The organism is Herbaspirillum sp. WKF16, assembly GCF_028993615.1.
Taxonomy (GTDB): Bacteria; Pseudomonadota; Gammaproteobacteria; order Burkholderiales; family Burkholderiaceae_D; genus Herbaspirillum.
Map to the genome: position 1 here is coordinate 4,826,960 of NZ_CP118632.1, position 24,087 is coordinate 4,851,046.

Below are 24,087 nucleotides of genomic sequence, written 5' to 3' on the forward strand. Positions count from 1 at the left end.
AAGGAGACCCGCATGGCAGACTTCGACACCGGCCTGGCGCGCAATGCCGCCAACCACGCCGCCCTCACCCCCCTCGATTTCATCGCCCGCGCGGCCGAAGTATACGGCCGCCGCACCGCCATCGTGCATGGCCGGCTGCGCCAGGACTGGGACCAGACCTACCGCCGCGCGCGCCGCCTGGCCAGCGCCCTGCAGCGCCTGGGCGTGGGCAGGAACGACACCGTCTCGGCCATGCTGCCCAATACGCCGGCGATGGTGGAGGCGCACTTCGGCGTGCCGATGGCCGGCGCGGTCTTGAACGCGCTCAACATCCGCCTCGACGCCGAATCGCTTGCCTTCATGCTGCGCCATGGCGAAGCCCGGGTGCTGCTCATCGACAGCGAGTTCGCCGCGCTGGCGCGGCAATTGCAGCAACAGCTGCCGGCGCTGAAGATCGTCGAGGTGTTCGACGAGCTCGGTCCGCCGCCGGTGGCCGGCGAGCGTTTCGGCGCCTGGGAGTACGAGGCCCTGCTGGCCGACGGCGACGAGCATTTCGACTGGCAGCTGCCGGCCGACGAGTGGGATGCGATCGCGCTGAACTACACCTCGGGCACCACCGGCGACCCCAAGGGCGTGGTGTATCACCATCGCGGAGCGGCCATCAACGCCGTCTCCAACATCCTCGAATGGGACATGCCCAAGCACCCGGTCTACCTATGGACGCTGCCCATGTTCCACTGCAACGGCTGGTGCTTCCCGTGGACGGTGGCCGCGCGCGCCGGCGTCAACGTCTGCCTGCGCAAGTTCGAGCCCAAGCTGGTGTTCGACCTGATCCGCGAGCACGGCGTGACGCACTACTGCGCCGCGCCCATCGTGCATGCGGCGCTGGCCAACGCGCCGGAGGGCTGGCGCGAGGGCATCCGCGGCCCGGTGCGCGGCATGGTAGCGGGCGCGCCGCCGCCGGCGGCGGTGCTGGCCAGGATGGAGGCGATGGATTTCGAGCTGGCCCACGTGTACGGGTTGACCGAGGTCTACGGCCCGGCCGCGGTATGCGCCGAGCAGGACGACTGGGCCGCGCAGTCGGTGGACCAGCGCGCCGTGCTCAAGTCGCGCCAGGGCGTGCGCTACCACCTGCAGCGCGGCGTCGCCGTGCTGGCGCCGGAGACCATGGCGCCGGTCAGGCGCGACGGCGAGGAGATCGGCGAGATCATGTTCCGCGGGAACATCTGCATGAAGGGTTACCTGAAGAACGACCGCGCCACGCAGGAAGCCTTCGCCGGCGGCTGGTTCCACACCGGCGACCTGGGCGTGATGACGGCCGACGGCTACATCAAGATCAAGGACCGCAGCAAGGACATCATCATCTCCGGCGGCGAGAACATTTCCAGCGTCGAGGTGGAGGACGTGCTGTACCGCCATCCGGCGGTACTGGCCGCGGCGGTGGTGGCGCAGCCGGATGAGAAATGGGGGGAGACGCCGTGCGCCTTCGTCGAACTCAAGGAAGGCGCGCAGGTGGACGCGCAGGCCCTGATCGATTTCTGCCGCGAGCACCTGGCCGGATTCAAGGCGCCCAAGGCGATCTATTTCGGCCCCCTGCCCAAGACCTCCACCGGCAAGATCCAGAAGTTCGAACTGCGCAAGCGCATGAAGTCCGATAGCGCAATCGACGTCTAGCCGCGGCGCACGGCGATGTGATAGATGCCCCAGGGGCACAGGCCGAAGCGCTCCGACACCGGCCGCGCCGCCATCTCGGGGAAGCGGTCGGCCTCGTACACCGCCCACAGTGGCCCCAGTCCGCCCAGCGCCATGGGCTTGCCGTCGAGATGGGTGGCGACGATGAAGCGGTATTTCTGCGCATCCTCGCGCGACACCATGACGGCATAGCCGTCGATGGCCCGCAGTACGTAACCCTCGGCCTGGGCATCGGCGCCGGCGGCGCGCATGACGTCGGCCAGCAGCGGGCCGCGCAGCGCGTGGCGCTTGCCGTCGTATTCCAGCGTGGGACGGATCTCGACTGCGGGCAGCGCCGCCAGCGACGCGAAGTCGAAGACGCGCGCCCTGTCGAACTCCAGTTTCTGCTTGTGCATCATCTGGTCCAGCGCGTGGTCCAGGGGGCCGCGGTTGGGCGCGGATATCTCGCCGGTCACGGTCAGCAGCGCCGGGCCGGCCGGCGCTGCGCTCTTGCGGGCGGCGAAGGCCGGCGCGGCCGTCGCCGAGGCTGCCAGCGCCGACGCGGCGGCGTGCAGGAAGTGGCGCTTGTTCATGTCTGCGGATCTCCGGAAAAAAGGGGCGAGGCACGGCGGGGCCGGCGCACCGCGCATTGCAAGGCGGTACGCTATCGTCTCACGGCTGCGGCCGCGGCGCAGCCCTTGTCGTTTTCTGCGCGGCGCGGCGGCCCTTCATAGGTGCGCAGCGGCACCCAGTGCCGGTCGCGCACCGTGTAGACGGTAAACAGCGGATGGCGCGGGTAGCCCGCCTCGTCGAAGGCCACCGTGCCGGTCAGGCCCTTGAACCTGATCTGGCGCAGCGCCTCGATGATCTTGCCCGGCTCGGCGCTGTCGCCCTGGCGGATCGCAGCCAGCAGCACCTGCGCGGCATCGTAGGCGAACGGCGCCAGGCCGTAGGGATCGGCGCCGAAGCGCTCGCGGTAATCTCTCTCGAAACGGCGCCATCCCGGCAAGCCCGTCTCCGGCAACCCCGGCTCGATGGCCAGCACCTCGGCGGCGGCCGAACGCGCCGCCACCAGGAAGGGCGAACCGACCTCGCCGCTGGAGGCCAGCATCAGCCGCGGGCCGCGCCCGGTCCTGTGCAGCGCCCGCGCCAGCGACGCCGCCTGCGCATAACCGCCGAAAAACACACCCTGCGCCCCGCTTTGCCGGATCTGCCAGGCCAACTGCTGCAGGTCGCTGGCGTAACCGACGCGCTCGCGCAGCACCGGCCTGAAACCGGCCTGGCATATCCGTTCATGCACCGTAGCCGCGGCCGCCATGCCGTACATCGACCCGTTGTCGATGACGGCGATGCGACGCATGTTGAGCTCGTGCATGGCGTAGTCGGCCAGGTAGGCGCCTGCGTGACCGTCATGCCCGATCATGCTGAAGAAGCCGGCGTTGCCCTGCTCGGCCAGCGCCGCCGCGCTGGCCGCCGGCGACAGCAGCGCCACGCCGGCGTCCGAATAGATCTTCGCGGCGACCCGCGCGGTGCCCGAATCGGTGGTGCCGATCACGGCCGCCACACCTGCCTTCAGCAGTTGCCGGGCCACTGCCGCGGCGGCCTCCGGCTGGTTGTGGTCGTCATGGCGCAGCAGGCGGAAGAACACCGGCTGTCCGCCGATGCGCGGATGGTGGCGGTTGGCCTCGATCAGGGCCATCTCGGCGGCGTTGGCCTGGCTCTTGCCGAACTGCTCGGATACCCCGCCCAGCGCACCGGAGAAACCGATCAGGATGGTCTTGGGCTGCTGCGCCGGGGCGGCGCCGGACAGGCATGGCAAGACATACAGCGACAGGCAGCAAAGCGCGGCGGCGCGTTTGTGCAAACGGGGGAATGTGCGCGACATGGGCTTCTCCGAAGTCAAGGCTGGCGCGTCAATGACCGGGCCAGGCGAAAAATCGAAAAAGGTAGCGGCTGCGGCGGCAGTGCAAGTTGCAGTCGGGCAGATTTGAAAAAATACCGAATTCAAACGAGGGATTTATTTCTCCAGCATAAAAAAACGGAGCCGAAGCTCCGTTTCCCTTGCGTGCGGGCGCGCGTCGGCGCTTAGTCGCGCGGCGGGCGGCCGCGCCAGTAGCCGGCCAGCAGCGAACCCGAGAGGTTGTGCCAGACCGAGAACAACGCGCCAGGCAGCGCCGCCACGGGCGTGAAGTACAGCTTGCCCAGCGCGGCCGCGAGGCCCGAGTTCTGCATGCCGACCTCGATGGCCAGCGTGCGGCACACGGCCTCGTCGAAGCCCAGCAGGCGACCGCCCCAGTAACCGCCCAGGAGACCCAGGCCGTTGTGCAGGATCACACCCACCAGCACCACCAGGCCCACCGAAGCGATGCTGGCCTGGCTGCCGCCGACCACCGCCGCGATGATCAGCAGGATGGCGACCATCGACACCAGCGACAGGTAGGGCTCGATGCGCCGGATCAGGCCGCCGGCGAAGATGTTGGCCACCAGGCCGACCACGATGGGCACCACCACGATCTGCACGATGGACATCAGCATGGCATGGGCGTCGAAGTGGATGGACGCGTCGACATACAGCTCGGTCAGCATCGGCGTGGCGAACACCGAGACCAGCGCGGACAGGGTGGAGATGGTCACCGACAGCGCGACGTCGCCGCGCGAGAGATAGATCATCACATTGGAGGCGGTGCCGGAGGCGACCGAACCCACCAGCACCATGCCGGCGGTCAGGTCGGGCGGCATGCGCAGCACCTTGGCGATGACCCAGGCGGCCAGCGGCATGACCAGGTAATGCAGGATGATGCCGGCGGCCACCGGGGCCGGGCGCTTGATGATGCGCTTGAAGTCGTCGACGGTCAGCGTCACGCCCATGGTCAGCATGATCAGCGTCAGCAGCTGGGTGACGTATTTGCCGATCGGCGTGAAGGTCGACGGCGAAAAATAGGCGGCGGCGGACAGCAGCAGCGCCCACAGGGGGAACAGGCGGGTGATAAGTGCGAGCATGGTTGGAACCGGATGAGTGAGTACTGCCCCTGCCCTTCAGCGAAGGCATGGGAGGCGCGTTTAGTTATAGGAATGATCGCGGGTTGCGCGGACAACAGGCTCGTAGGCTCGGCATCGTCCCGATGGGACGGCGGCCTCTTCTCGTTATCGCGCCTTGTGGGCGCAAGGGCGTGATTCTACCTGCCGGGCGCGATTCCTGCCGGCGCCGCGCCGATCAGCCGGCCGGATCGCACCTGAAGGTCAGCAAGGCCTTGGGCGGCAGCACCACCGGCACACCGTCGGCGCGCTCGCTGCCGACCACGCGCATGCGCCGGCCCAGGTTCTTGCAATAGGCATCGGCGCGCCGCACGCCCTCCACCGCCACGCCCTCGTTGCCGCGCCAGGGCGAGCTGGCGGTGAGCATGTAGGTGTCGCGGTCCAGCTGCGTCACCTCGCCGGAAGACGCGCAAGCGGCCAGCAACAAGGTCGCCGTTGCCGCCGTCAGATATCGTCCCATCATGTGTTCCCCGCCTGGTTTCCGTTGCGCCGATGTTAGCGGCGGGCGAGGGCGGCGTCATGCGTCCCTACAACTCTTTACATTGCGGGCGCGGCGATGCGCGACGAGCGATGACAGGCTTCGATACGCCGCTGCGCGGCTACTCAGCCCGAACGGAGTTTGGCGGGCTGCGACGGACGACGCCGGGTCCCTGCTTTCGCGGGGACGACAGAGAATACTTGTACCTCCGGCGGGATTGGCCACCTGACCGCCCGTCGTCCCGGCGAAGGCCGGGATCCAGTGTCGTTCAGCGATGACCGGGGCATGACCATTGCCGCCACAAGCCGCGCATCCAAAACAAAAACGCCGCTGAAACCATCAGCGGCGTTTTCATCGACAGCAAAAAAACAAGGATCAGCGCGTCACCGGCTTGTAGCGGATCCGCTTGGGCTTGGCGGCTTCCTCGCCCAGGCGCTTCTTCTTGTCGGCCTCATACTCCTGATAATTGCCGTCAAAGAACGACACCTGCGAATCGCCCTCGAAGGCGATGATGTGCGTGGCGATACGATCCAGGAACCAGCGATCGTGGGAGATCACCAGCACGGTGCCGGCGAACTCCAGCAGGGCATCTTCCAGCGCGCGCAGGGTTTCCACGTCCAGGTCGTTGGACGGTTCATCCAGCAGCAGCACGTTGCCGCCCTGCAGCAGCGTCTTGGCCAGGTGCAGGCGGCCGCGTTCGCCGCCCGAGAGGTTGCCGACGATCTTCTGCTGGTCGCCGCCCTTGAAGTTGAAGCGGCCCAGGTAGGCGCGCGACGGCATCTCAAAGCGGCCGACCGTCAGGATGTCGGCGCCGCCGGCGACGTCTTCAAACACGGTCTTCTTGTTTTCCAGGTCTTCGCGCGACTGGTCGACCAGCGAAATCTTGACGGTAGGGCCGAGCACCAGATCACCGCTGTCCGGCTGTTCGCGGCCCGCCAGCATGCGGAACAAGGTCGATTTACCGGCGCCGTTGGGGCCGATGATGCCGACGATGGCGCCGGCCGGGATCTTGAAGTTGAGATTGTCGATCAGCAGACGATCGCCGTAACCCTTGGAAACGCCCTTGAACTCGATGACTTCATTGCCCAGGCGCTCGGCCACCGGAATGAAGATTTCCGAGGTTTCATTGCGCTTCTGGTATTCGTGCTCGGAGAGCTCGTTGAAGCGCGCCAGGCGCGCCTTGCTCTTGGCCTGGCGGCCCTTGGGGTTTTGCCGCACCCACTCCAGTTCCTTGGCGATGGTCTTCTGGCGCGCCGATTCGCTGGCCTCTTCCTGCTTCAGGCGGGCTTCCTTCTGTTCCAGCCAGGACGAGTAGTTGCCCTTCCAGGGAATGCCGTGGCCGCGGTCCAGTTCCAGGATCCACTCGGCGGCGTTGTCGAGGAAGTAGCGATCGTGGGTGATGGCCACCACGGTGCCCGGGAAGCGCAGCAGGAACTGTTCCAGCCAGTCCACCGATTCGGCGTCCAGGTGGTTGGTGGGCTCGTCGAGCAGCAGCATGTCGGGCTTGGACAGCAGCAGCTTGCACAGCGCCACGCGGCGCTTCTCGCCGCCCGACAGCACGCCGATGACGGCGTCCCACGGCGGCAGGCGCAGCGCGTCGGCGGCCATTTCCAGCTGCTGGTTCAGGCTGTTGCCGTCGGAGGCGGCGATGATCGCTTCCAGGCGCGCCTGCTCGGTGGCGAGCGCGTCGAAGTCGGCGTCTTCCTCGGCGTAGGCGGCGTACACCGCGTCCAGCTTGGCCTGGGCTTCGAACACTTCGCCCAGCGCGCTTTCGACTTCCTGGCGCACGGTCTTCTCGGGATCGAGCTGCGGTTCCTGCGGCAGATAACCGATGTTCAGGTTGGGCGCCGGCGTCGCTTCGCCTTCGATTTCCTTGTCGATGCCTGCCATGATCTTCAGCAGGGTCGACTTGCCCGAGCCGTTCAGGCCGAGCACGCCGATCTTGGCGCCGGGGAAGAAGGACAGCGAGATGTCCTTCAGGATCTGCCGCTTCGGCGGCACGATCTTGCCGACGCGGTTCATAGTGAATACGTATTGAGCCATGGTATGGGTGCCAGTAAGGGGAATCAGTTGCCTGCGGCCGGGCTTTCCGCCCGGGTGCGCCAAAAGCGCCACAAGCCTTCGGCGGAGTATACCGCGAGCGCCAGCCAGATCACGCAAAAGCCGACGGCGCGGGTGCCGGCAAACGGCTCGTCGTAGAGCAGCACGCCGGTGAGCAGCTGGATAGTGGGCGAAATGTATTGCATCAAACCCAACATCGACAGCGGGATGCGGCGCGCGCCCTGGGCGAACAGCAGCAGCGGCACGGCGGTGATCGGCCCGGCCAGCGCCAGCAGCACCTGCACGCCGGCCGGCGCGCCCATGAAGCTGTTGCTGCCGCGCCAGGTGTCGATGCCCAGCATCAGCAGCACCAGCGGCAGCATCAGCAGGGTTTCCAGCGACAGGCCTTCCAGCGGTCCCAGGTGGGCGACCTTGCGCAACAGGCCGTAGCAGGCGAAGGTGACGGCGATCACCAGCGCGATCCACGGCAAGCTGCCGTTGGCCACCGTCAGCCACAGCACCGCGCCCAGCGCCATCGTCACGGCCAGCCATTGCAGCGGCCGCATGCGTTCCTTGAGGATCAGGTAGCCCATGAACACGCTCATCAGCGGGCTCATGAAATAGCCCAGGCTGGTGTCGACGATGCGGCCGTCGTTGACGGCCCAGACGTACAGCGTCCAGTTGCCCGAGAGCAGCAGCGCCGAGAGCAGGAAGCCGAACAGGATCAGCGGCCTCCGCGCGGCCTGCCCGAGCCAGCCCCATTGGCGGCGCCAGGCCAGCACGCCGGCCAGGAACACGAACGACCAGAACAGCCGGTGGACGACGATATCGAAGGAAGGAATTTCCTTGAGCAACTTGAAATACAGCGGAAACAACCCCCACAGGATGGAGGCGGATACGGCGTAAAGCATGGCGGCGACAATGGACTTGGATGGACGGCTGCCGTTGTTCTTGAGTTGTATGACAGCCCTGGGGGAGCCGCCATTATTGCAGGATTCGGCGATCCCGGCTTGCCGCAGGTCAAGCCGCGCGCCCTGCAGCGACAGCGTCGCGCTACGGCAGGCGCACCTCGGCGCGGCCGCGCAGCGCCACCACCTCGCAATCCTCTTCCCGCGCCTGGCGCTCGATCACCAGCACGTCGGCCGCGCCGATGGTGATCAGCGGATGGTGCCAGACGCCGCGCCGCAGGGTGATGCCCTGGCCCGGCTCGATGATGAAGGCGGCGATGCCCTCCTCATCCGGCGCGGCGCCGGCGCCGGCCAGCACCGCCAGGCAGCGGCCCGCGCCCAGCGGCACGAAGCTCTGGCTGCCCAGCAGGTGGCGCTCGAAGGCGCGCAGCGGGTACGGCGCGCGGTGCGTGTGCGCATCGGTGCGGAAGATCGCCACGGCGGCGCGTCCGCCGTCCTCCTCCACGTCCAGCGGGGCGACGTCGTCGAAGCGGCGCGTGGTGCCGAAGTTGATCTCGCGCCCTTGTTCCCCCGGCGCCAGCAGCTCGCCGTAGGCGGCGAAGGCCTCACGCGTGAGCGGCGCCGCCACGATCACCCGCATGGCCTCGTTGGCCGTCCCGCGCTCAGGCGCATTCATGCATCAGCCTCGCGGCAAAGCGGATCAGCGAACGGTCGCTGCCCGGCGGCGCGATGATGGAGAAACCGAACGGCGCCTCGTCCAGCCGCATCAGCGGCAGCGAGATCTGCGGGAAACCGGCGAGCCCCGCCAGGCACAGCATGCGCACCGCCTGGTTGCGGTAGTTCTCCAGCGCGTGTTCGGAGTCGGTCAGCAACGGCGCGACGTCGGGCACGGTGGGCAGCAGCAGCACGCCGTCGCGGCCCAGCAGGCGCGAGAAGTCCTCGCGGAAGGCGGCGCGCACGGCACTGTGCTGGGCCATCTGCTGCGGCGTGATGGTGGCCGACCAGGCGAAGCGTTCGGCCACGCCGGGGCCGAGCTGGAAGTCGTGGCGGCGGATGTTCTCGCCGTGGCTCTGCCATGCCTCGTAACCCTGGATATGGCGGAAGGCCCAGTACAGCGCGTCGAAGGACGGCGAGGCGGTCTTCACCGGCTGCGCGGTGCCGATGGCGCCGGCCAGGCGGTCCAGCGTCTCGGAAAACACCGCCTGCACGCGCGGCTCCAGCAGCGCCAGCACGTCGGCCGCCACCAGCGCGCGCGGACGCTCGGGCAGCGGCGCGCTGTCCTCGCCCAGCAGCACGTCGCCGGCGCGCGCGAAGGTGCCGATGTCGCGCGCGAACCAGCCGCAGGTGTCGAAGGACGGCGCCAGGTCCATCACACCGGCCAGCGGCGCGCGGCCATGCGTGGGACGCAGGCCGACCAGCCCGCAATGGCTGGCCGGGGCGCGCACCGAGCCGCCGGTGTCGGTGCCCAGCGCCAGGTCGGCCAGGCCGTTGGACACCGCCGAAGCCGAGCCGGAGCTGGAACCGCCGGGGATGCGGTCGGGCGCGCCGCCGTTGCGCGGCGTGCCGAAGTGGGCGTTCTTGCCGTTCATCGAGAAAGCCAGCTCGTCGGTATAGACCTTGCCGACGAAGCGCGCGCCCGCCAGCGCCAGCGCCTGCACCGCCGGCGCCGAGGAGGGCTTGATGCCCGACAGCGCCAGCATGTGCGGATTGCCGCAGCCGGTCGGATAGCCGGCGACGTCGAAGATGTCCTTCACGGCGAAGCTGAGGCCGGCCAGCGGCCCGTTGGCGGCGGCCGCGAGCGGCACGAAGGGATAGGGAACGAAGCAGCGTGCGGAAGAAGCGTCGGCGGTCATGCGGAGTCCTTGTGCCTGTATGTCGTGGGTGTCGTCAATCTCGTGGATGCGGTTGCGAAGGCGCGCTCACGCGGCGGCGTACTGCAGTTCGTGCGCGCGCAGGCAGCGCACAGTATGCGCCGCGTCCAGCTTTTGTTCCGGTGGCTGCTGCGTGCGGCAGTCGGCGCCGGCATGCGCGCAGCGTTCGGCGAACGCGCAGCCCGGCGGCAGGTTGGCCAGGTCGGGCGGCGAGCCGGGGATGGTCTGCAAGCGCTGGCCCTTCTGCATCGCGCCGTGGCTGCGGCTTTGCAGCAGCGACATGGTGTAGGGATGGCGCGGCTGCGCCAGCAGCTGCGCCGCCGGCCCCTGTTCGACGATGCGCCCGGCGTACATCACGGCGATGCGGTCGGCCACTTCCACCGCCGCGCCGATGTCGTGCGTGACGAAGATGATCGACAGGCCGAGCTCGCGCTGCAGCTCGCGCAGGAGCAGCAGGATCTGGATCTGCACCGTGGCGTCCAGCGCCGTGGTGGGTTCGTCGGCCAGCAGCACCTTGGGCGAGCACGACAGCGCCAGGGCGATCATGGCGCGCTGGCGCATGCCGCCCGACATCTCGTGCGGGTAGGCCTCCAGCCGCCGTTCCGGGCTGGGAATGCGCACCTTCTCGAACAGCGCCAGCGCCTGCGCCCGGGCTTGCGCGGCCGAGACCTTCTTGTGGCGGCGGATGGTCTCGACGATCTGGCTGCCCACCGTGTAGACCGGGTCCAGCGCCAGCAGCGGCTCCTGGAAGATCATCGCCACGCTGGCCCCGCGCAGCGCCGACAGGGCGCGCGCATTCATCTTCAGCACATCCTGCCCGGCCACCTCCAATGCGCCCTCGATGCGGGTGCGGCGCTCCGGGTGCAGGCGCATGATGGAGCGCAGCGAGACGCTCTTGCCCGATCCCGATTCGCCGATCAGCGCCACCACCTCGCCCTCGCCCAACTCCAGGTCGACGCCGCTGACGGCGCGGATGGTCTTGCCGGGCGCCTTGAAGCTCACGCGCAGGTCGCGCAGGCTGACCATGCTCTTGATGTCAGCCATGGGCCGTCTCCTTCATCGCCATGCCGGCGTCGAATCGTTCGCCATCGAAACCGCTGCCCGGCTCGTAGCGCAGGCAGGCCACGCCGTGGCCGTCGGCGGCCTGGGTGAAGGCAGGCGCGCGCAGCTTGCAGACTTCCTGCGCGAACTGGCAGCGCGTGTGGAAGCGGCAGCCCGGCGGCGGGTCGATGGGATTGGGCGGATCGCCGGCCAGCGGCGCCTCCTCGGTGCGGCGCGCCGGATCCATGCTGGGCATGGAGCGCAGCAGCGCGCGCGTGTAGGGATGCTTCGGCGCGTCGAACACCTGCTCGGCCGGACCGACCTCGACCACCTGGCCGAGGTACATCACCAGCACGCGGTCGGAGATGAAGCGCACCACGTTCAAGTCGTGGCTGATGAAGAGATAGGTGAGGCCGAACTCCTGCTTCAGGTCCTGCAGCAGGTTCAGCACCTGGGCCTCGACCGACTTGTCCAGCGCCGACACGGCCTCGTCCAGGATCACCAGCCGCGGCTCCAGCGCCAGGGCGCGCGCGATGTTGACGCGCTGGCGCTGGCCGCCGGAGAGCTCGTGCGGATAGCGGCCGGCGAAACGCTCGGGCTGCAATCCCACGCGCGCCAGCAGGCTGCGGGCGCGGGCGATCGCCTCGCGCGCCGGCAGGCCGTGCACGATGGGGGCGAAGGCGATCGAGTCCTCGATGGTCATGCGCGGGTTCAGCGACGAATAACTGTCCTGGAACACCATCTGCGCCTGGCGCCGGAACTGGCGCAGCGGCATCGCGCGCGAGCCGACGGTCCGGCCGTCGAACACCAGCTCGCCACTGTCTTGCCCGATCAGCTGCATGAGCACGCGCGCGGTGGTGGACTTGCCGCAGCCGGACTCGCCGACCACGCCCAGGGTCTCGCCCTTCATGATGTCGAAGCTCACGCCGTCGACCGCGCGCACGGCGCTCCTGGCGGCGCCGGAAAACGGCAGCCCCTTTTGCTTCAAGGGGAAATGCTTGAGCAGCCGGCGTACGCCCAGGAGCGGCTGGCGCGGGCCGCCGACGTCGCGGTCGTCGGCGGTGAGGAGATGGGCAGTCAGGCTCATTGTTTGACCTCCATGGCCGAACGCAGGCCGTCGGACAGCATGTTGAAGGAAATCGACGTGACGAAGATGAAGGCGCCGGGCAAGGCCGCCACCCACGGCTGGGTGTAGATGGCGGTGCGCAGGGTGTTGAGCATCAGGCCCCACTCCGGCTCCGGCGGCTTGACGCCCAGGCCCAGGAAGGACAGGCCCGAGGCCAGGATCATCGAGACCGAGATCAGGCTGGTCGAATACACGAAGATCGGCCCCAGCACGTTGCCCAGCACGTGGGCGCGCACGATGGTGAAGGCGCCGGCGCCGGAGGCGCGCGCGGCGTCCACGTAGTCGCTGCGCCGCACCTGTGTGGTGACGCTCTCGGCGATGCGCGCGATCTGCGGCACGAAGACGATGGTCAGCGAGGTCAGCGCATTGAAGATGCCCGCCCCCAGCGCGCCCGACAAGGCGATGGCCAGCAGCACCGAGGGAAAGGCGTAGAGGATGTCGATGCTGCGCATCACCGCGGTGTTGACGATGCCGCCGGCATAGCCGGCCAGGATGCCCAGGCCGCTGCCGATGACGAAGGCCAGCAGCACCGGCGTGATGCCCATGAACAGCGACAGCCGGCCGCCCAGGATCAGGCGCGACAGCAGGTCGCGTCCCAGCTCGTCGGTGCCCAGCAGGTGGCCGGCGGTGCCGATGGGTTTCAGGCGCGCGAACATCGAGGTGGCGAACGGGTCGGCCGGCATCAGCCAGGGCGCGGCGATGGCCGCGGCGATCAGCGCCAGCAGGATGGCGCCGGCGATCATCGCGGCGGGGTTGCGCACCAGGCGCGCGCCGACGTTGGCCCAATGGCCGCGCGAGCGGCGCATGGCCGGGGCTGCCGTTGCGGCGGCGACCGGCCCCGGAGCGGAGGTATTGGCGGAGAGGCTCATGTCAGGCTCGCTCGATGCGTGGGTCGAAAATGGTTTGCAGGATGTCCACCAGCAGGTTCAGCGCCACGAAGAACAGCGCCAGCACCAGGATGCTTCCCTGCAGCAGCGGCAGGTCGCGCTGGAAGATCGCCTGGTTCAGCAGGAAGCCGGTGCCGGGCCAGGAGAACACGGTCTCGATCAGGATCGAGCCGCCCAGCAGGTAGCCCAGCTGCAGGCCCATCACCGCCAGCGCGGTGGGCGCGGAATTCTTGACCACGTGGCGCAGCACGCCGGCCTCGGACAGCCCGCGCGCCTTCAGGCCGACCACGAACTCCTGCGACAGGATGTCGGCCACCAGCGCGCGCACCGTGCGCGCGATGATGCCCATCGGGATGAAGGACATGGTGACGGCCGGCATGATCAGGTACTTCACGTGTTCCAGGTCCCACAGCCAGGCGCCCGAGCCGTCCGGCCCGGCGCCGGTGGCCGGCAGCCACATCAGCTTTGACGAGAACACGATCACCAGCACCATGCCCAGCCAGTAGTGCGGCACCGACACCCCGACGACCGAGATGAAGGAGGCCGCGCGATCCAGCCAGGAGTTGCGGAAGTAGCCGGCCACGAAGCCGAACAGCGCGCCGAAGACGAAGCCGATGGCGGTGGCCGCCGCCGCCAGCATGAAGGTATTGCCGACCGCCTTGAACACCTCGGCGGCCACCGGTCGCCCGGTGGCGATCGAGCTGCCGAGGTCGCCCTGCAGCGCGCGCCACACCCAGCTGAAGAATTGCTCGGGGTAGCTGCGGTTGAAGCCGTACAGCTCCATGAGCTGCTTTTGCAGGTCGGGCGAGGCATCCGGTGGCAGGATCGCCACCAGCGGATCGCCGGGCGCGATATGGACCAGCATGAAGCACAGGAAGGCCACGCCCAGCATGATGGGCAAGGCGTACAGCACACGGCGGATCAGGTAGGAAATCATGGCGGCTCGTGCCTGCCGCCGACATTCGCCGGCGGCTTGGGTAGAAGGAAATTCGCTTGCGGGCGGCGCAGGCATCGCTGCCCGCGCCGCGTTCACGCCATCAGTCCATGCTCATGGTGGCGATGTCGATGAACCAGCTCTGCGGCTGCACCACGCCCTTGACCTTGGCCGAGATGGCGCGCGGTCCGGTGTCGTGCGCGACCCAGATGAACGGCGCCTCGTCGACGATCTTGGCGTGCAGCTGGGCCAGCAGGGCATCGCGGGCCTTGGGCTCGAAGGTGGTGCGCGCCTTGGCGATCAGGCCGTCCACGTCCGGGTTGCTGTAGTAGCCCCAGTTGTTGGAGGTCGGCGGCGCGGCCTTGGTGTCGACGAAGCGCACCATCGCGAAGAACGGATCCATCGAGGCGAAGCTGATGTTGACCGCGTTGGCGCCGTGCGCGCTGGCATCCTTGGCGCCGATGCGCCAGTTGGTGTAGAGCGTGTTCCATTCGATCACGTCGAACTGCACGTCGAAGAAGCAGTCCTTCAGGTTCTGCTGCATGAACTCGTTCATCGGCAGCGGCTGCATCTGGCCCGAGCCGGAAGCCGAGATCTGCACCTTCACCGTCAGCGGCTTGGCGGCGGAATAGCCGGCCTCGGTCATGAGCTTCTTGGCGGCGGCGGGGTCGTACTTGATCTGGAAGCTGGGGTTGCCGCGCCACGGATGGCCGGGCTCGACCGTGCCGGTGGCCTCGCCCATCAGCCCGCCCAGCAGCTGCTTCATGGCCGGACGGTTGATGCACAGGTTGGCGGCGTAGCGCACACGCTTGTCCAGCCAGGGCGAGCCGGGCACGAAGGACAGCTGCCACGGCCACACGTGCGGCTGCGGGTTGGAGTAGATCTTGAAGCCGCGGCCCTTGATGGCGTCCAGCGCATCCGGCGCCGGCGCCTCGATCCAGTCGACCTGGCCCGACATCAGCGCGGCGGTGCGCGAGTTGGCTTCAGGCAGCGGCAGCATCACCACGCGGTCGATCTTGGGGCGGCGATGGGCGTCCCAGTAAGCGTCGTTCTTCACCACTTCCAGGCGCTCGCGCGCCACGAACTTGCTCATCTTGAAGGGGCCGGTGCCGGAGGCGTCCGCCGCGAAGGCGGTCCAGGCCTGCTTGGCGCGCTCGGCCTTGTCCGCCACCGAGGCCGGCACCGCGGCCAGCTTCTTCTCCCACTGCGCGGGCGAGGCCATGAACAGGTTGGTCAGGTTGATCGGCAGGAAGGAGTCCGGCTCGGAGGTGGTCAGCTCCACGGTCAGGTCGTCGACCTTGCGCGCCGAGCGCAGCGTGGGCATGCGCGAGGCGGTCACGCCGACCTGGCTGGGATCGAACTGCGGGGCGTTCTTGTCGAGCACCTTGTTGACGTTCCACACCACGGCGTCGGCATTGAAGGCCGAGCCGTCATGGAACTTCACGCCGGGGCGCAGCTTGAAGATCCACTTGGTCTTGTCCTTGGCGTCCACCGCCCACGACAGCGCGAGGTCGGGGATGAGCTCGCTGGCGCGGTCGGCCTTGGACAGGTCCCACTGGGTGAGGCCGTCGTACATCGGGATGCCGGTGAAGCGGTTACCCTCGAAGCCCTGGTCGGGCTGGCCCAGCGTGCGCGGGATGTCGCCGGCGGTCATGGCGATGCGCAGCACCTTCTCGGCATGCGCGGGCAACGCGGCAAAGGCGCCGAAGGCCAGGCTACAGGCCAGCGTCAGGGTGGCGGTTTGGGGGAATTTCATATCAGTGCTTTCCTTTGTTGGAAACGACGGTGGACACGGCGACAGATGAAACGACACAGCGGAGGGAAACCGGAGAAGCGACCGTCACGGCAGCCCGAACCTGAGTTCGACGCGGGCGGCGGCGTTGACCACATGCTGCTGCATGGCCTGGCGCGCGCCATCGGCGTCGCCGGCGGAGATCGCGGCGGCGATGGCGCGGTGCTCGACGGCCGGCGCCCAGATGCGCTCGCGGTCGGCGAAGGGCACGCGCAGGCTGTGGCTGATCGGGCTCTCGAACTGGCGCACCAGCTGGGTGAAGCCGGGGTTGCCGGAGAGCTCGGCGATGAGCTGGTGGAATTCGAAATCGGCGTGCGAGGCGCTGACCAGGTCGAGGTTCTTCAGCGCCTCTTCGAAGCGCGCCTGGATGCCCCACAGGCGCGGCGTGGCATGCGGCGTGATGTGACGCGCGGCCAATGCGGCGGCGGCCGACTCCATCACGTAGCGCAGCTGGAAAATCGCGGCCAGCTCCAGCGGCGGCGTGGCGGGCGCGGCCTCGCCCTCGGCGCTGGGCTGGGGCGGCGGCGGGGTTGCGCGGCCGGACTGGCGCTCGGCCACCAGCGTGCCCTTGCCCGGCACCGAGCGGATGAAACCCAGCGCCTCCAGCATCGACAAGGCCTCGCGCAGCGACGCGCGACTGATGCCCATCGAGTCCGACAGCTCGCGCTGGCTGGGCAGCATTTCGCCCGGCAGGTAGGTGCCGGAGAGGATCTGGCGCTGCAGGGTCTGTGCTGCGATATTGGGCATGCTCATCGGTGCAATCCTCGGTGGCCTCGGGCTTGGCCTGACTGGTCAGACCGCGGATGCGTGGTCAGCAATTAGCGTGCCACTGTCGCATCGCACGCCGCAAAGCCTTGCGGCGCCTGGTGTTCAGCGCGATTGCCGGATTTCGCCGGCGGCGCGGCGCGTGCACGGATACGGCGCGGCGCGGCGGCCCGGTGCGCGGGATTGATGCACGCGCGCGCACCGCCGCGCGCCGCGGGCGAAAAAAAAGCCCGGTCGGGGACCGGGCCTGGGAGCATGCGTCTTCTGGTCAGCGCGCGGGCAAGGGCGCCGCCGTCTCGTGCTTGGCCACCAGGTGGTAAAGCAGGAAGGCCGAGACGCCGCAGAAGGCCATCAGCGACACCAGCGGCAATGCGGTGCCGTCGTGCCAGATGCTCATCACCACGCCGGAGAGCACGCCCATGCCGAACTGCAGCGTGCCCATCAGCGCCGCGGCGGTACCGGCCTGGCGACCCTGGTGCTTGAGTGCGATGGCGGTAGCGTTGGGGCCGGTGAATCCGTAAGCGGTGAGGAAGCCGAAGAAACCGACCAGCAGCAGCGGCAGGCTTTCCCATCCCGCCAGCACCGCCAGCGCCACGAACAGCGAGAGGCCGGCCGGCACCCACAGGACCTTGCCCAGCACGCGCTCGGCGGAACGCTTGATCACCAGCCGCGCGTTGACCTGGGAGGCCGCGATCAGGCCGATGGCGTTGGAGGCGAACACGAAGCCGAAGTATTGCGGCTTGATGCCGTGCAGCTCGATGATCACGAACGGGCCGCCGGCGATGTAGGCGAACATGCCGGCCTGCACCAGCCCGCCGCACAGCACGTAGGACATGAACTGGCGGTGACGCAGCAGGCCCCAGTACTGGCGCAGCGTGCGGCCCAGGTGCAGCGGTTCGGCGCGGCTGGCGTCGACGGTCTCGGTGAGGAAGCGGCGGGTGCCCAGGATGCACAGCAGGCCGAAAATGGTCAGCACCACGAAGATGCCGCGCCAGCTGGCGAACACCAGCATCAGGCCGCCGATGAAGGGCGCCAGGATCGGCGCCAGGCCGAACACCAGCATGAGCATCGAGAAGGCCTTGGCCGAGCCCTCGGCGCCCATGCGGTCGCGCACCATGGCGCGCGGGATCACCATGCCGGCGCTGCCGCCCAGGCCCTGGAACAGGCGCAGCACGATCAGCGTCTCGATGTTCTGCGCGAAGATGCACAGCAAGGAACTGATGAAGTACAGGCCGATGCCGAAGAATAGCGGCGGCTTGCGGCCGAAGCGGTCCGACAGCGGCCCGTAGAACATCTGGCCGGCCGCCAGGCCGACCAGGAAGGCCGCCAGCGTCAGTTGTACCAGGTTGGTGCCGACCCCGAGGTCCTGGGCGATGGCGGTGAAGCTGGGCAGGTACATGTCGATGGCCAGCGCGCCCATCGCGGTGAGGCCGGCCAGCACGGCCAGCCATGGGGGAAATTTGCCCGTCGAGAGCGAAGTGTCGTTGTTGTGCATGTGGGAATTCTGGGGGCAGCCGTTGGTCGCGGCTGTTGGAGTGCGGAGCGACATTATAGATCGGCGGCCGCTTTCCTTCAGGACGCGACGCACGCGTCGCCAAATATTGCCGACAAGACTCGTGCAGTTTGTTGTGAAAAATGGCACACTCCCCCTGACAGTTCTCAACGGTCGGGATCGATGGCCGCAGGGAAGCGGGAATAAGCTGACATACGCCGGCGCCGCCGCGGTACGGGCAGCCAGGCACCAGGCCGAACGACAGAAGCTAGAAGCATATTGCCGCAGGGGAAGCGAATGAGTGCGCGATTTTCGCCATCGCCGCAAGACATGCCGGACGCCGGCCCCGCCATGGCCGGGGACGCGCCGGCCGCAGGCTGCAGCCGCCGGGGGGTGCTGGCGGCAGGCCTGTGTCTTGCCGCCGGCGCGCTGTTGCCGGGATGCGGCCGGCACGACGAGCCGACGCCGGCGCAGCCGGCTGCGGCGGCCGAACCGGTCGTACTGACCGCGCTGGTCTGGGCGCCCGACTGGGCCGAGGAAATGCATCGCGTGGCCGACACCTTCATGCGCGCGCATCCCGAGATCCGGATCAACCTGCAGTTCATGATCGGCAACTCGGTGGAGGAAAACCTCAAACCCAAGGCCGCCACCGACAACCTGCCCGACATCGTCTCGGTCAATCCCAACCCCTACACCGCCGCGCTGGCCGACCAGGGCCTGCTGGCCGACGTCGCCGACACGTCGGCCTGGGGCCAGATGCTGGGCATCCTGCAGCACGCCTGGACCTCGCCCGGCGGACGCCGCTACGGCATCCCCAACGGCCTGGCCACCACGCTCATCTATTACAACCGCGACATGTTCGAGCGCGCCGGCCTCCACAAGCTGCCGGCCGACTTCAGCGAGTTCCTGGCCGCCGGCGCGGCGCTGAGGAAAGCCGGCTTCACGCCGCTGGCGCTATCCGGCGCCTTCCCCAACATGCTGGGCAACGGCCCCTTCAGCTACGGCTTCGCCAACAGCGTGGCGGCGCGGCTTCCGGACTGGCGCGAGCGCATCGCCGACGGCACGCTGGCGCTGGACAACGCGCAGGGCGCCGCCATCTTCGGCAAGCTGCGCCAACTGGCCGAACACAAGCTGGTGCAGCCCGACTGCATGCGCGCCGGCTACCACGACACCTTGCGCCAGTTCTCAGAAGGCCGCGTGGCGATGGCGTTCCAGGGCAGCTGGGCGGCCGGCGCGCTGATGCACGGCCGCGAGGTGCGCGCCGGCGTCTTCGCCCCGCCCTGGAACGATCGAGGCCAGGCGCTGACCCCGGTGCTGGGCAGCGAGACCGGCTTCGCCGTGGCGCAAGCCAGCAGTGAGCGCAACCGCAAGGCGGCCAGGCAATTCATCGACTTCCTGTACGGCCCGGGCATGCCGATCTGGCAAGGCAAGCGCCAGAACATCCCGCCCTTCGGCAGGGCGAGCGACGAGGTCAGCGGCGACCGCGCGCTGTTCTCGCTGGTGGAGCAGATGGTGCGCGCCGACCCGGCCGGACGCAGCCCCGGCCTCTACTATTCCTACCTGCCGGCCAATACGATAGAGGTGCTGCACGAGCTGCTGCAGGGCGTGCTGTCCGGCAGGAAATCTCCCGATGGAGCCGCGCGCGCGCTGCAGGCTTCGATCGCCGGCCAAGCCCGCATCGACCGCAAATGAACCGGATGAGCGACACTCCCCACCTGCGCAAGCGCGCCGACCTGCGCCTGCTGCGCTTCGTGCGCAAGATCGACATCCGCTATCGGCTGATCAATTCCTTCATCCTGGTCTCGCTGCTGCCGCTGGTGGTCTCGGGCCTGCTGGCCTACCGCGAGAGCAGCAACGCCACCCAGGAGCGGGTGCGGGTGTACTCGATGCAGGTGGTCAAGCAGATCTCGCAGAACCTGCTGCTGCGCATGGAGAAGATCGAGGACACCAGCGAGGAGCTGGCGCTGTCGGATCGCCTGCAGCACCTGCTGGCCGACTACTACGGCAACGACGAGGCCGCCAGCGCCGCCGCCCGCACCGGCATCAGCAAGGTGCTGCTGGACACCTACGGCGCCTTCTCCTACGTCAGCCAGAAATACATCCTGGACCGCAACCGGCGGGTGATCGATCCGCAGATCTTCGCGCCGCTGGCCAACAGCGTGGGACGCCTGGCCGAAGAGGCGCCCGACCTCGCCGGGCGCCCGTGGTGGACGCTCTACAACGCCGGCCATGGCCAACGCAGCCTGGCCATGCTGCGCCAGATCCGCTTCACCGGCAACAACCGCGATGCCGGCCTGCTGCTGGTGGGAGTGCGGCCGAACTACTTCTTCCGCATCTTCGAGGGCATCGACCTGGGCTACGACTCCAGCATCTTCATCGTCGACGCCAATGACGGCACGGTGGTGGTCCAGAACCGCGAGGGCGGGACGGGAACCGCCGACCCGGCGCTGCTGCAAGGCATCGCCGCCAGCCAGGCGGAGCGCCGCGAGAGCGACTTCATCGCCTATGCCGACGCCGACAAGCGGCCCTACTACGCGGCCATCGCGCGCGTGCCTCACACCTCGTGGCTGGTGGTCAGCGCCACTCCGGCCGATCGCCTCAACGCCGACACGCGCTCGGTGCGCAACAAGATCATCGGCATCGGCCTCTTGTGCTTCGCCGCTTCGCTGCTGCTGTCGGCGCTGATCGCGCGCAGCATCACGGCGCCCCTGAAGCGGCTGATCATGGTGATGAAGGAAACCGAGAGCGGCAATTCGCACATCCGCGTCGAACAAGGCGGCAGCGACGAGATTTCGGTGCTGTCGCGCAAGTTCAACCAGATGGCCAGCAAGCTGCACCAGAACAAGGAACAACTGGAGGAACAGGTGGCGCTGCGCACGCGCGAGCTGGAGCGCGCCAACCGCAAGCTGGAGGCGCTGTCGTCGACCGACGGCCTGACCGGCGTGGCCAACCGCCGTCGCTTCGACGAGGCGCTGGCCAACGAGCTGCGACGCGCGGTGCGCTCCGCCAAGCCGCTGGCGCTGCTGATGCTGGATGTCGATTACTTCAAGAAGTACAACGACCGCTACGGCCACCAGGCCGGCGACGAATGCCTGCGCATCGTGGCGCGCGTGCTGCAGCAAAGCTCGCGCCGCGCGACCGACCTGGTGGCGCGCTACGGCGGCGAGGAGTTCGTCATCATCGTCGCCGAGAGCGATCCCGGCAGCGCCATCCAGCAGGCCGAGAACATCTGCGACGCCATCTTCGCCCTGAAGATCCCGCACGCCGATTCGCCCTTCGGCTACATCACCGCCAGCATCGGCGTGGCCGCCGTGCAGCCCGACGAGCAACTGGCCGCCGAACGCGTGCTGCGCATTGCCGACCAGGCGCTCTATCACGCCAAATACCAAGGCCGCAACCGCGTGGTGCTGGGCAGCGACGCCACCGGCCACTTCTGACTTGCCCCTGCGGCGATGCCGCAGGGCAACGGCTTCCCCTGGCGCTGTCGGCGCATTCTTGCAGCGCGCTGACAATCGGCTGACGACTCCCCGGACGATGCAAAGATGGCCGGCGCGGCGCCGTATTGCCTGAACCAAAGATTCGGCGCCGCATCATATCTGCATGCCAACCATTGCCAGGGAGCAGCAGATGACGTCGAGCCGCGAAGAAAAAAAACACTGGACCGTTGAAGATATCGATTTCACGCGCATCGACGTGGCGCGCATGCGCGGCAACGAGGATTTGTTCTACCTGGTCGCCTGCGCCTCCTTCATCGAGAGCGGCTCGGACCTCTATACGCACAACCTGGTGGAGTATTACCGGGGCGACGCCGAAGTCGAGGGCTGGCTGCGCGAGCAATGGGAAAAGGAAGAACTGCAGCACGGCGCCGCGCTGCGCGCCTATGTCCAGTACGTGTGGCCGGAATTCGACTGGGAGCGCGCCTACCGCGGCTTCCTCGACGAGTACTCGCAATACTGCAAGGTGGAATTGCTGGAGCCCTCGCGCGCGCTGGAGCTGGCGGCGCGCTGCGTGGTGGAGACCGGCACCTCGGCCTACTACCGCGCCCTGGCGCGCGCCGCCGACGAACCGGTCTTGAAGCACCTGGCCGGCCTGATCGCCAACGACGAAGTGAATCACTACAAGCACTTCTACAAGTACTTCCGCCGCTACCGCAGCCTGGAAAACGTCGGCCGCTCACGCGTGCTGGGCACCCTGGGCCGGCGCACGCTGGAGCTCAAGAACGAGGATGCCGACTGCGCCATCCGCCATGTGGTGCGGGTCCACGACCCGGCGCTGGCGGCCGACCCGGCGCGGGTCAAGGCGCTGGCCTCGCGCATGAGCCGTACTGTGCGCGTGAACCTCAAACCCGAGACCACCATCAAGATGATCATGCGGCCGCTGGAATTGCCGCCGGCGGTGCAGAGCATGATCGAGTTCCCGATCCGCCAGTTCATGCAGCGGGTCATCCTGCGCTGAGTCCCTCCCCGCCGCCGTAGCGGCGCCTCGCGCCTGCCTTGTCCGTCCCGGCCGCACGGTCGGCGCCCGCCCCAACATCGGGCATCGCCGCGCGCCAGCTTGGTGAGCGTCGTCGCGCCGGATCCGGCTTGTCGACAAAGTCGCCCGCGTTTGGTGCGCAAATCCGACTGCATTGACAACATCCCGCACCGCGCCTCCCTCGCGTGCGCCCCGCTTTGATGCACGGCCACCGGCGACAGCCGGGCATTGGCACGCATTCTGCTATTAGAGCTGGGCAGTGAAAAAAACTTATCCGAACTTTTTTCCCGAGGGAGCAAACATGTCACGTCGTACCGTACTGAAAGCCACCGCACTGGGCGCGTTCGCCCTGGCCGCATCCTCCTGGCTGCCCTCCGCGTTCGCCGCGGACACCATCAAGGTCGGCATCCTGCACTCCCTCTCGGGCACCATGGCGATCTCCGAGACGTCGCTCAAGGACGTGGCCCTGATGACCATCGATGAAATCAACGCCAATGGCGGCGTGATGGGCAAGAAGCTGGAGCCGGTAATCGTCGACCCGGCCTCCAACTGGCCGCTGTTCGCCGAAAAGGCGCGCCAGCTGATTTCGCAGGACAAGGTTTCCGTCGTGTTCGGCTGCTGGACCTCGGTGTCGCGCAAGTCGGTGCTGCCGGTGTTCAAGGAATTGAACAGCCTGCTGTTCTACCCGGTGCAATATGAAGGCGAAGAACTCGAGAAGAACGTGTTCTACACCGGCGCCGCGCCCAACCAGCAAGCCATTCCCGCCACCGAATACCTGATGTCCAAGGAAGGCGGCGGCGCCAAGCGCTTCGTGCTGCTGGGCACCGACTACGTCTACCCGCGTACCACCAACAAGATCCTGCGCGCCTTCCTGCACAGCAAGGGCGTGAAGGACTCCGACATCGACGAGGTCTACACCCCGTTCGGTCACTCCGACTACCAGACTATCGTCGCCAACATCAAGAAGTTCGCGGCCGGCGGCAAAACTGCGGTGATCTCCACCATCAACGGCGACTCCAACGTGCCCTTCTACAAGGAACTGGGCAACGCCGGCCTGAAGGCGACCGACGTGCCGGTGGTGGCGTTCTCGGTGGGCGAGGAAGAACTGCGCGGCGTGGACACCAAGCCGCTGGTGGGCCACCTGGCGGCCTGGAACTACTTCGAATCGGTGAAGAACCCGGTCAATGCCGCCTTCATCAAGAAGTGGAAAGCCTACGCCAAGGCCAAGAACCTGCCCAATGCCGATACCGTCGTGACCAACGACCCGATGGAAGCCACCTACGTCGGCATCTACATGTGGAAGCAGGCCGTGGAGAAGGCCAAGACCACAGACACCGACAAGGTGATCGCAGCCATGGGCGGCCAGAAGTTCAAGGCGCCGTCCGGCTACGAGCTGGAAATGGACAAGACCAACCACCACCTGCATAAGCCGGTGATGATCGGCGAAATCAAGGCCGACGGTCAGTTCAACGTGGTCAACAAGACCAAGACCACCATCCGCGCGCAACCGTGGAGCCCGTACATCCCGGGCAACGAAGGCAAGCAGAAGATGTAATTGCGGCAGGGCGCGCCAACCGGCGCGCCCCCGGCAACA

At 67.8% G+C, this 24,087-nt stretch carries 20 protein-coding genes; 5 read left to right on the plus strand and 15 right to left on the minus strand.

Features of this window, described 5'->3' with window-relative positions; genetic code table 11:
• Positions 1 to 12 precede the first annotated feature (12 nt).
• Positions 13 to 1,653 carry an acyl-CoA synthetase gene (locus Herbaro_RS21775; protein ID WP_275011689.1) on the plus strand — a complete coding sequence of 547 codons (1,641 nt, stop codon included), beginning with the start codon at positions 13 to 15 and terminating at the stop codon, positions 1,651 to 1,653.
• On the opposite strand, the gene Herbaro_RS21780 is transcribed toward Herbaro_RS21775, so the two are convergent.
• The 15 genes from Herbaro_RS21780 to Herbaro_RS21850 all read right to left on the minus strand — a co-directional run bounded on the left by Herbaro_RS21780 (position 1,650) and on the right by Herbaro_RS21850 (position 18,023).
• Entirely contained in the window at positions 1,650 to 2,243 is a 594-nt protein-coding gene (locus Herbaro_RS21780; protein WP_275011690.1) for a putative pterin-binding protein, read from the minus strand. The genes Herbaro_RS21775 and Herbaro_RS21780 overlap by 4 nt on opposite strands.
• 71 nt (positions 2,244 to 2,314) lie before the next feature.
• Positions 2,315 to 3,535: a branched-chain amino acid ABC transporter substrate-binding protein gene (locus tag Herbaro_RS21785; RefSeq protein WP_275011691.1), complete on the minus strand. Its 1,221-nt coding sequence runs from the start codon at positions 3,533 to 3,535 to the stop codon at positions 2,315 to 2,317.
• 200 nt (positions 3,536 to 3,735) lie between these two features.
• Positions 3,736 to 4,650 (minus strand): ketopantoate/pantoate/pantothenate transporter PanS, encoded by a 915-nt coding sequence (gene panS / locus Herbaro_RS21790; RefSeq protein ID WP_275011692.1) that lies wholly within the window; start codon positions 4,648 to 4,650, stop codon positions 3,736 to 3,738.
• A gap of 214 nt (positions 4,651 to 4,864) precedes the next feature.
• A complete protein-coding gene (locus Herbaro_RS21795) occupies positions 4,865 to 5,149 on the minus strand; it encodes a hypothetical protein (RefSeq protein ID WP_275011693.1) in 285 nt (94 codons plus the stop codon).
• A 390-nt stretch (positions 5,150 to 5,539) separates the two neighbouring features.
• On the minus strand, positions 5,540 to 7,207 hold the full coding sequence (ettA, locus tag Herbaro_RS21800) for an energy-dependent translational throttle protein EttA (protein WP_275011694.1): 1,668 nt from the start codon (positions 7,205 to 7,207) through the stop codon (positions 5,540 to 5,542).
• 23 nt (positions 7,208 to 7,230) lie between these two features.
• Positions 7,231 to 8,115, minus strand: coding sequence for an EamA family transporter RarD (gene rarD / locus Herbaro_RS21805; protein ID WP_275011695.1), 885 nt, complete (start codon positions 8,113 to 8,115; stop codon positions 7,231 to 7,233).
• 142 nt (positions 8,116 to 8,257) lie between these two features.
• The gene (locus Herbaro_RS21810; RefSeq protein ID WP_275011696.1) at positions 8,258 to 8,788 is read right to left on the minus strand and encodes an ureidoglycolate lyase; all 531 of its coding nucleotides are present in this window, start codon (positions 8,786 to 8,788) and stop codon (positions 8,258 to 8,260) included.
• Positions 8,775 to 9,965 carry an amidase gene (locus Herbaro_RS21815; protein WP_275011697.1) on the minus strand — a complete coding sequence of 397 codons (1,191 nt, stop codon included), beginning with the start codon at positions 9,963 to 9,965 and terminating at the stop codon, positions 8,775 to 8,777. The genes Herbaro_RS21810 and Herbaro_RS21815 overlap by 14 nt, the downstream gene beginning before the upstream one ends.
• 66 nt (positions 9,966 to 10,031) lie before the next feature.
• On the minus strand, positions 10,032 to 11,027 hold the full coding sequence (locus Herbaro_RS21820) for an ABC transporter ATP-binding protein (protein WP_275011698.1): 996 nt from the start codon (positions 11,025 to 11,027) through the stop codon (positions 10,032 to 10,034).
• A complete protein-coding gene (locus Herbaro_RS21825; protein WP_275011699.1) occupies positions 11,020 to 12,111 on the minus strand; it encodes an ABC transporter ATP-binding protein in 1,092 nt (363 codons plus the stop codon). The genes Herbaro_RS21820 and Herbaro_RS21825 overlap by 8 nt, the downstream gene beginning before the upstream one ends.
• A complete protein-coding gene (locus Herbaro_RS21830; RefSeq protein ID WP_446719291.1) occupies positions 12,108 to 13,019 on the minus strand; it encodes an ABC transporter permease in 912 nt (303 codons plus the stop codon). The genes Herbaro_RS21825 and Herbaro_RS21830 overlap by 4 nt, the downstream gene beginning before the upstream one ends.
• Before the next feature lies 1 nt (position 13,020).
• On the minus strand, positions 13,021 to 13,974 hold the full coding sequence (locus tag Herbaro_RS21835; RefSeq protein ID WP_275011700.1) for an ABC transporter permease: 954 nt from the start codon (positions 13,972 to 13,974) through the stop codon (positions 13,021 to 13,023).
• A gap of 100 nt (positions 13,975 to 14,074) precedes the next feature.
• Complete coding sequence (locus Herbaro_RS21840; protein ID WP_275011701.1) at positions 14,075 to 15,727, minus strand: ABC transporter substrate-binding protein; 1,653 nt, start codon at positions 15,725 to 15,727, stop codon at positions 14,075 to 14,077.
• Positions 15,728 to 15,811: 84 nt separating this feature from the next.
• The gene (locus Herbaro_RS21845; protein ID WP_275011702.1) at positions 15,812 to 16,516 is read right to left on the minus strand and encodes a FadR/GntR family transcriptional regulator; all 705 of its coding nucleotides are present in this window, start codon (positions 16,514 to 16,516) and stop codon (positions 15,812 to 15,814) included.
• Positions 16,517 to 16,796: 280 nt separating this feature from the next.
• Entirely contained in the window at positions 16,797 to 18,023 is a 1,227-nt protein-coding gene (locus tag Herbaro_RS21850; protein ID WP_275011703.1) for a Bcr/CflA family multidrug efflux MFS transporter, read from the minus strand.
• Positions 18,024 to 18,317: 294 nt separating this feature from the next.
• Between Herbaro_RS21850 and Herbaro_RS21855 the strand changes: the two genes are divergently transcribed.
• From Herbaro_RS21855 to urtA, 4 genes are all read left to right on the plus strand, one after another.
• The gene (locus Herbaro_RS21855) at positions 18,318 to 19,712 is read left to right on the plus strand and encodes an ABC transporter substrate-binding protein (protein ID WP_275011704.1); all 1,395 of its coding nucleotides are present in this window, start codon (positions 18,318 to 18,320) and stop codon (positions 19,710 to 19,712) included.
• A gap of 5 nt (positions 19,713 to 19,717) precedes the next feature.
• Positions 19,718 to 21,457: a GGDEF domain-containing protein gene (locus Herbaro_RS21860; RefSeq protein WP_275011705.1), complete on the plus strand. Its 1,740-nt coding sequence runs from the start codon at positions 19,718 to 19,720 to the stop codon at positions 21,455 to 21,457.
• A 190-nt stretch (positions 21,458 to 21,647) separates the two neighbouring features.
• Complete coding sequence (locus Herbaro_RS21865) at positions 21,648 to 22,475, plus strand: ferritin-like domain-containing protein (protein ID WP_275014075.1); 828 nt, start codon at positions 21,648 to 21,650, stop codon at positions 22,473 to 22,475.
• A 319-nt stretch (positions 22,476 to 22,794) separates the two neighbouring features.
• A complete protein-coding gene (urtA, locus tag Herbaro_RS21870; protein WP_275011706.1) occupies positions 22,795 to 24,048 on the plus strand; it encodes an urea ABC transporter substrate-binding protein in 1,254 nt (417 codons plus the stop codon).
• Positions 24,049 to 24,087 lie beyond the last annotated feature (39 nt).

Bases quoted from the DNA above. Each gene is read 5' to 3' on its own strand.
- Herbaro_RS21840 (WP_275011701.1), bottom strand. From the start codon at position 15,727: ATGAAATTCCCCCAAACCGCCACCCTGACGCTGGCCTGTAGCCTGGCC.
- Herbaro_RS21830 (WP_446719291.1), bottom strand. From the start codon at position 13,019: ATGAGCCTCTCCGCCAATACCTCCGCTCCGGGGCCGGTCGCCGCCGCA.
- rarD (WP_275011695.1), bottom strand. From the start codon at position 8,115: ATGCTTTACGCCGTATCCGCCTCCATCCTGTGGGGGTTGTTTCCGCTG.
- Herbaro_RS21850 (WP_275011703.1), bottom strand. From the start codon at position 18,023: ATGCACAACAACGACACTTCGCTCTCGACGGGCAAATTTCCCCCATGG.
- Herbaro_RS21815 (WP_275011697.1), bottom strand. From the start codon at position 9,965: ATGACCGCCGACGCTTCTTCCGCACGCTGCTTCGTTCCCTATCCCTTC.
- Herbaro_RS21865 (WP_275014075.1), top strand. From the start codon at position 21,648: ATGACGTCGAGCCGCGAAGAAAAAAAACACTGGACCGTTGAAGATATC.
- Herbaro_RS21820 (WP_275011698.1), bottom strand. From the start codon at position 11,027: ATGGCTGACATCAAGAGCATGGTCAGCCTGCGCGACCTGCGCGTGAGC.
- ettA (WP_275011694.1), bottom strand. From the start codon at position 7,207: ATGGCTCAATACGTATTCACTATGAACCGCGTCGGCAAGATCGTGCCG.
- panS (WP_275011692.1), bottom strand. From the start codon at position 4,650: ATGCTCGCACTTATCACCCGCCTGTTCCCCCTGTGGGCGCTGCTGCTG.
- Herbaro_RS21845 (WP_275011702.1), bottom strand. From the start codon at position 16,516: ATGAGCATGCCCAATATCGCAGCACAGACCCTGCAGCGCCAGATCCTC.
- Herbaro_RS21780 (WP_275011690.1), bottom strand. From the start codon at position 2,243: ATGAACAAGCGCCACTTCCTGCACGCCGCCGCGTCGGCGCTGGCAGCC.
- Herbaro_RS21860 (WP_275011705.1), top strand. From the start codon at position 19,718: ATGAGCGACACTCCCCACCTGCGCAAGCGCGCCGACCTGCGCCTGCTG.
- urtA (WP_275011706.1), top strand. From the start codon at position 22,795: ATGTCACGTCGTACCGTACTGAAAGCCACCGCACTGGGCGCGTTCGCC.
- Herbaro_RS21785 (WP_275011691.1), bottom strand. From the start codon at position 3,535: ATGTCGCGCACATTCCCCCGTTTGCACAAACGCGCCGCCGCGCTTTGC.
- Herbaro_RS21835 (WP_275011700.1), bottom strand. From the start codon at position 13,974: ATGATTTCCTACCTGATCCGCCGTGTGCTGTACGCCTTGCCCATCATG.
- Herbaro_RS21810 (WP_275011696.1), bottom strand. From the start codon at position 8,788: ATGAATGCGCCTGAGCGCGGGACGGCCAACGAGGCCATGCGGGTGATC.
- Herbaro_RS21825 (WP_275011699.1), bottom strand. From the start codon at position 12,111: ATGAGCCTGACTGCCCATCTCCTCACCGCCGACGACCGCGACGTCGGC.
- Herbaro_RS21795 (WP_275011693.1), bottom strand. From the start codon at position 5,149: ATGATGGGACGATATCTGACGGCGGCAACGGCGACCTTGTTGCTGGCC.
- Herbaro_RS21775 (WP_275011689.1), top strand. From the start codon at position 13: ATGGCAGACTTCGACACCGGCCTGGCGCGCAATGCCGCCAACCACGCC.
- Herbaro_RS21855 (WP_275011704.1), top strand. From the start codon at position 18,318: ATGAGTGCGCGATTTTCGCCATCGCCGCAAGACATGCCGGACGCCGGC.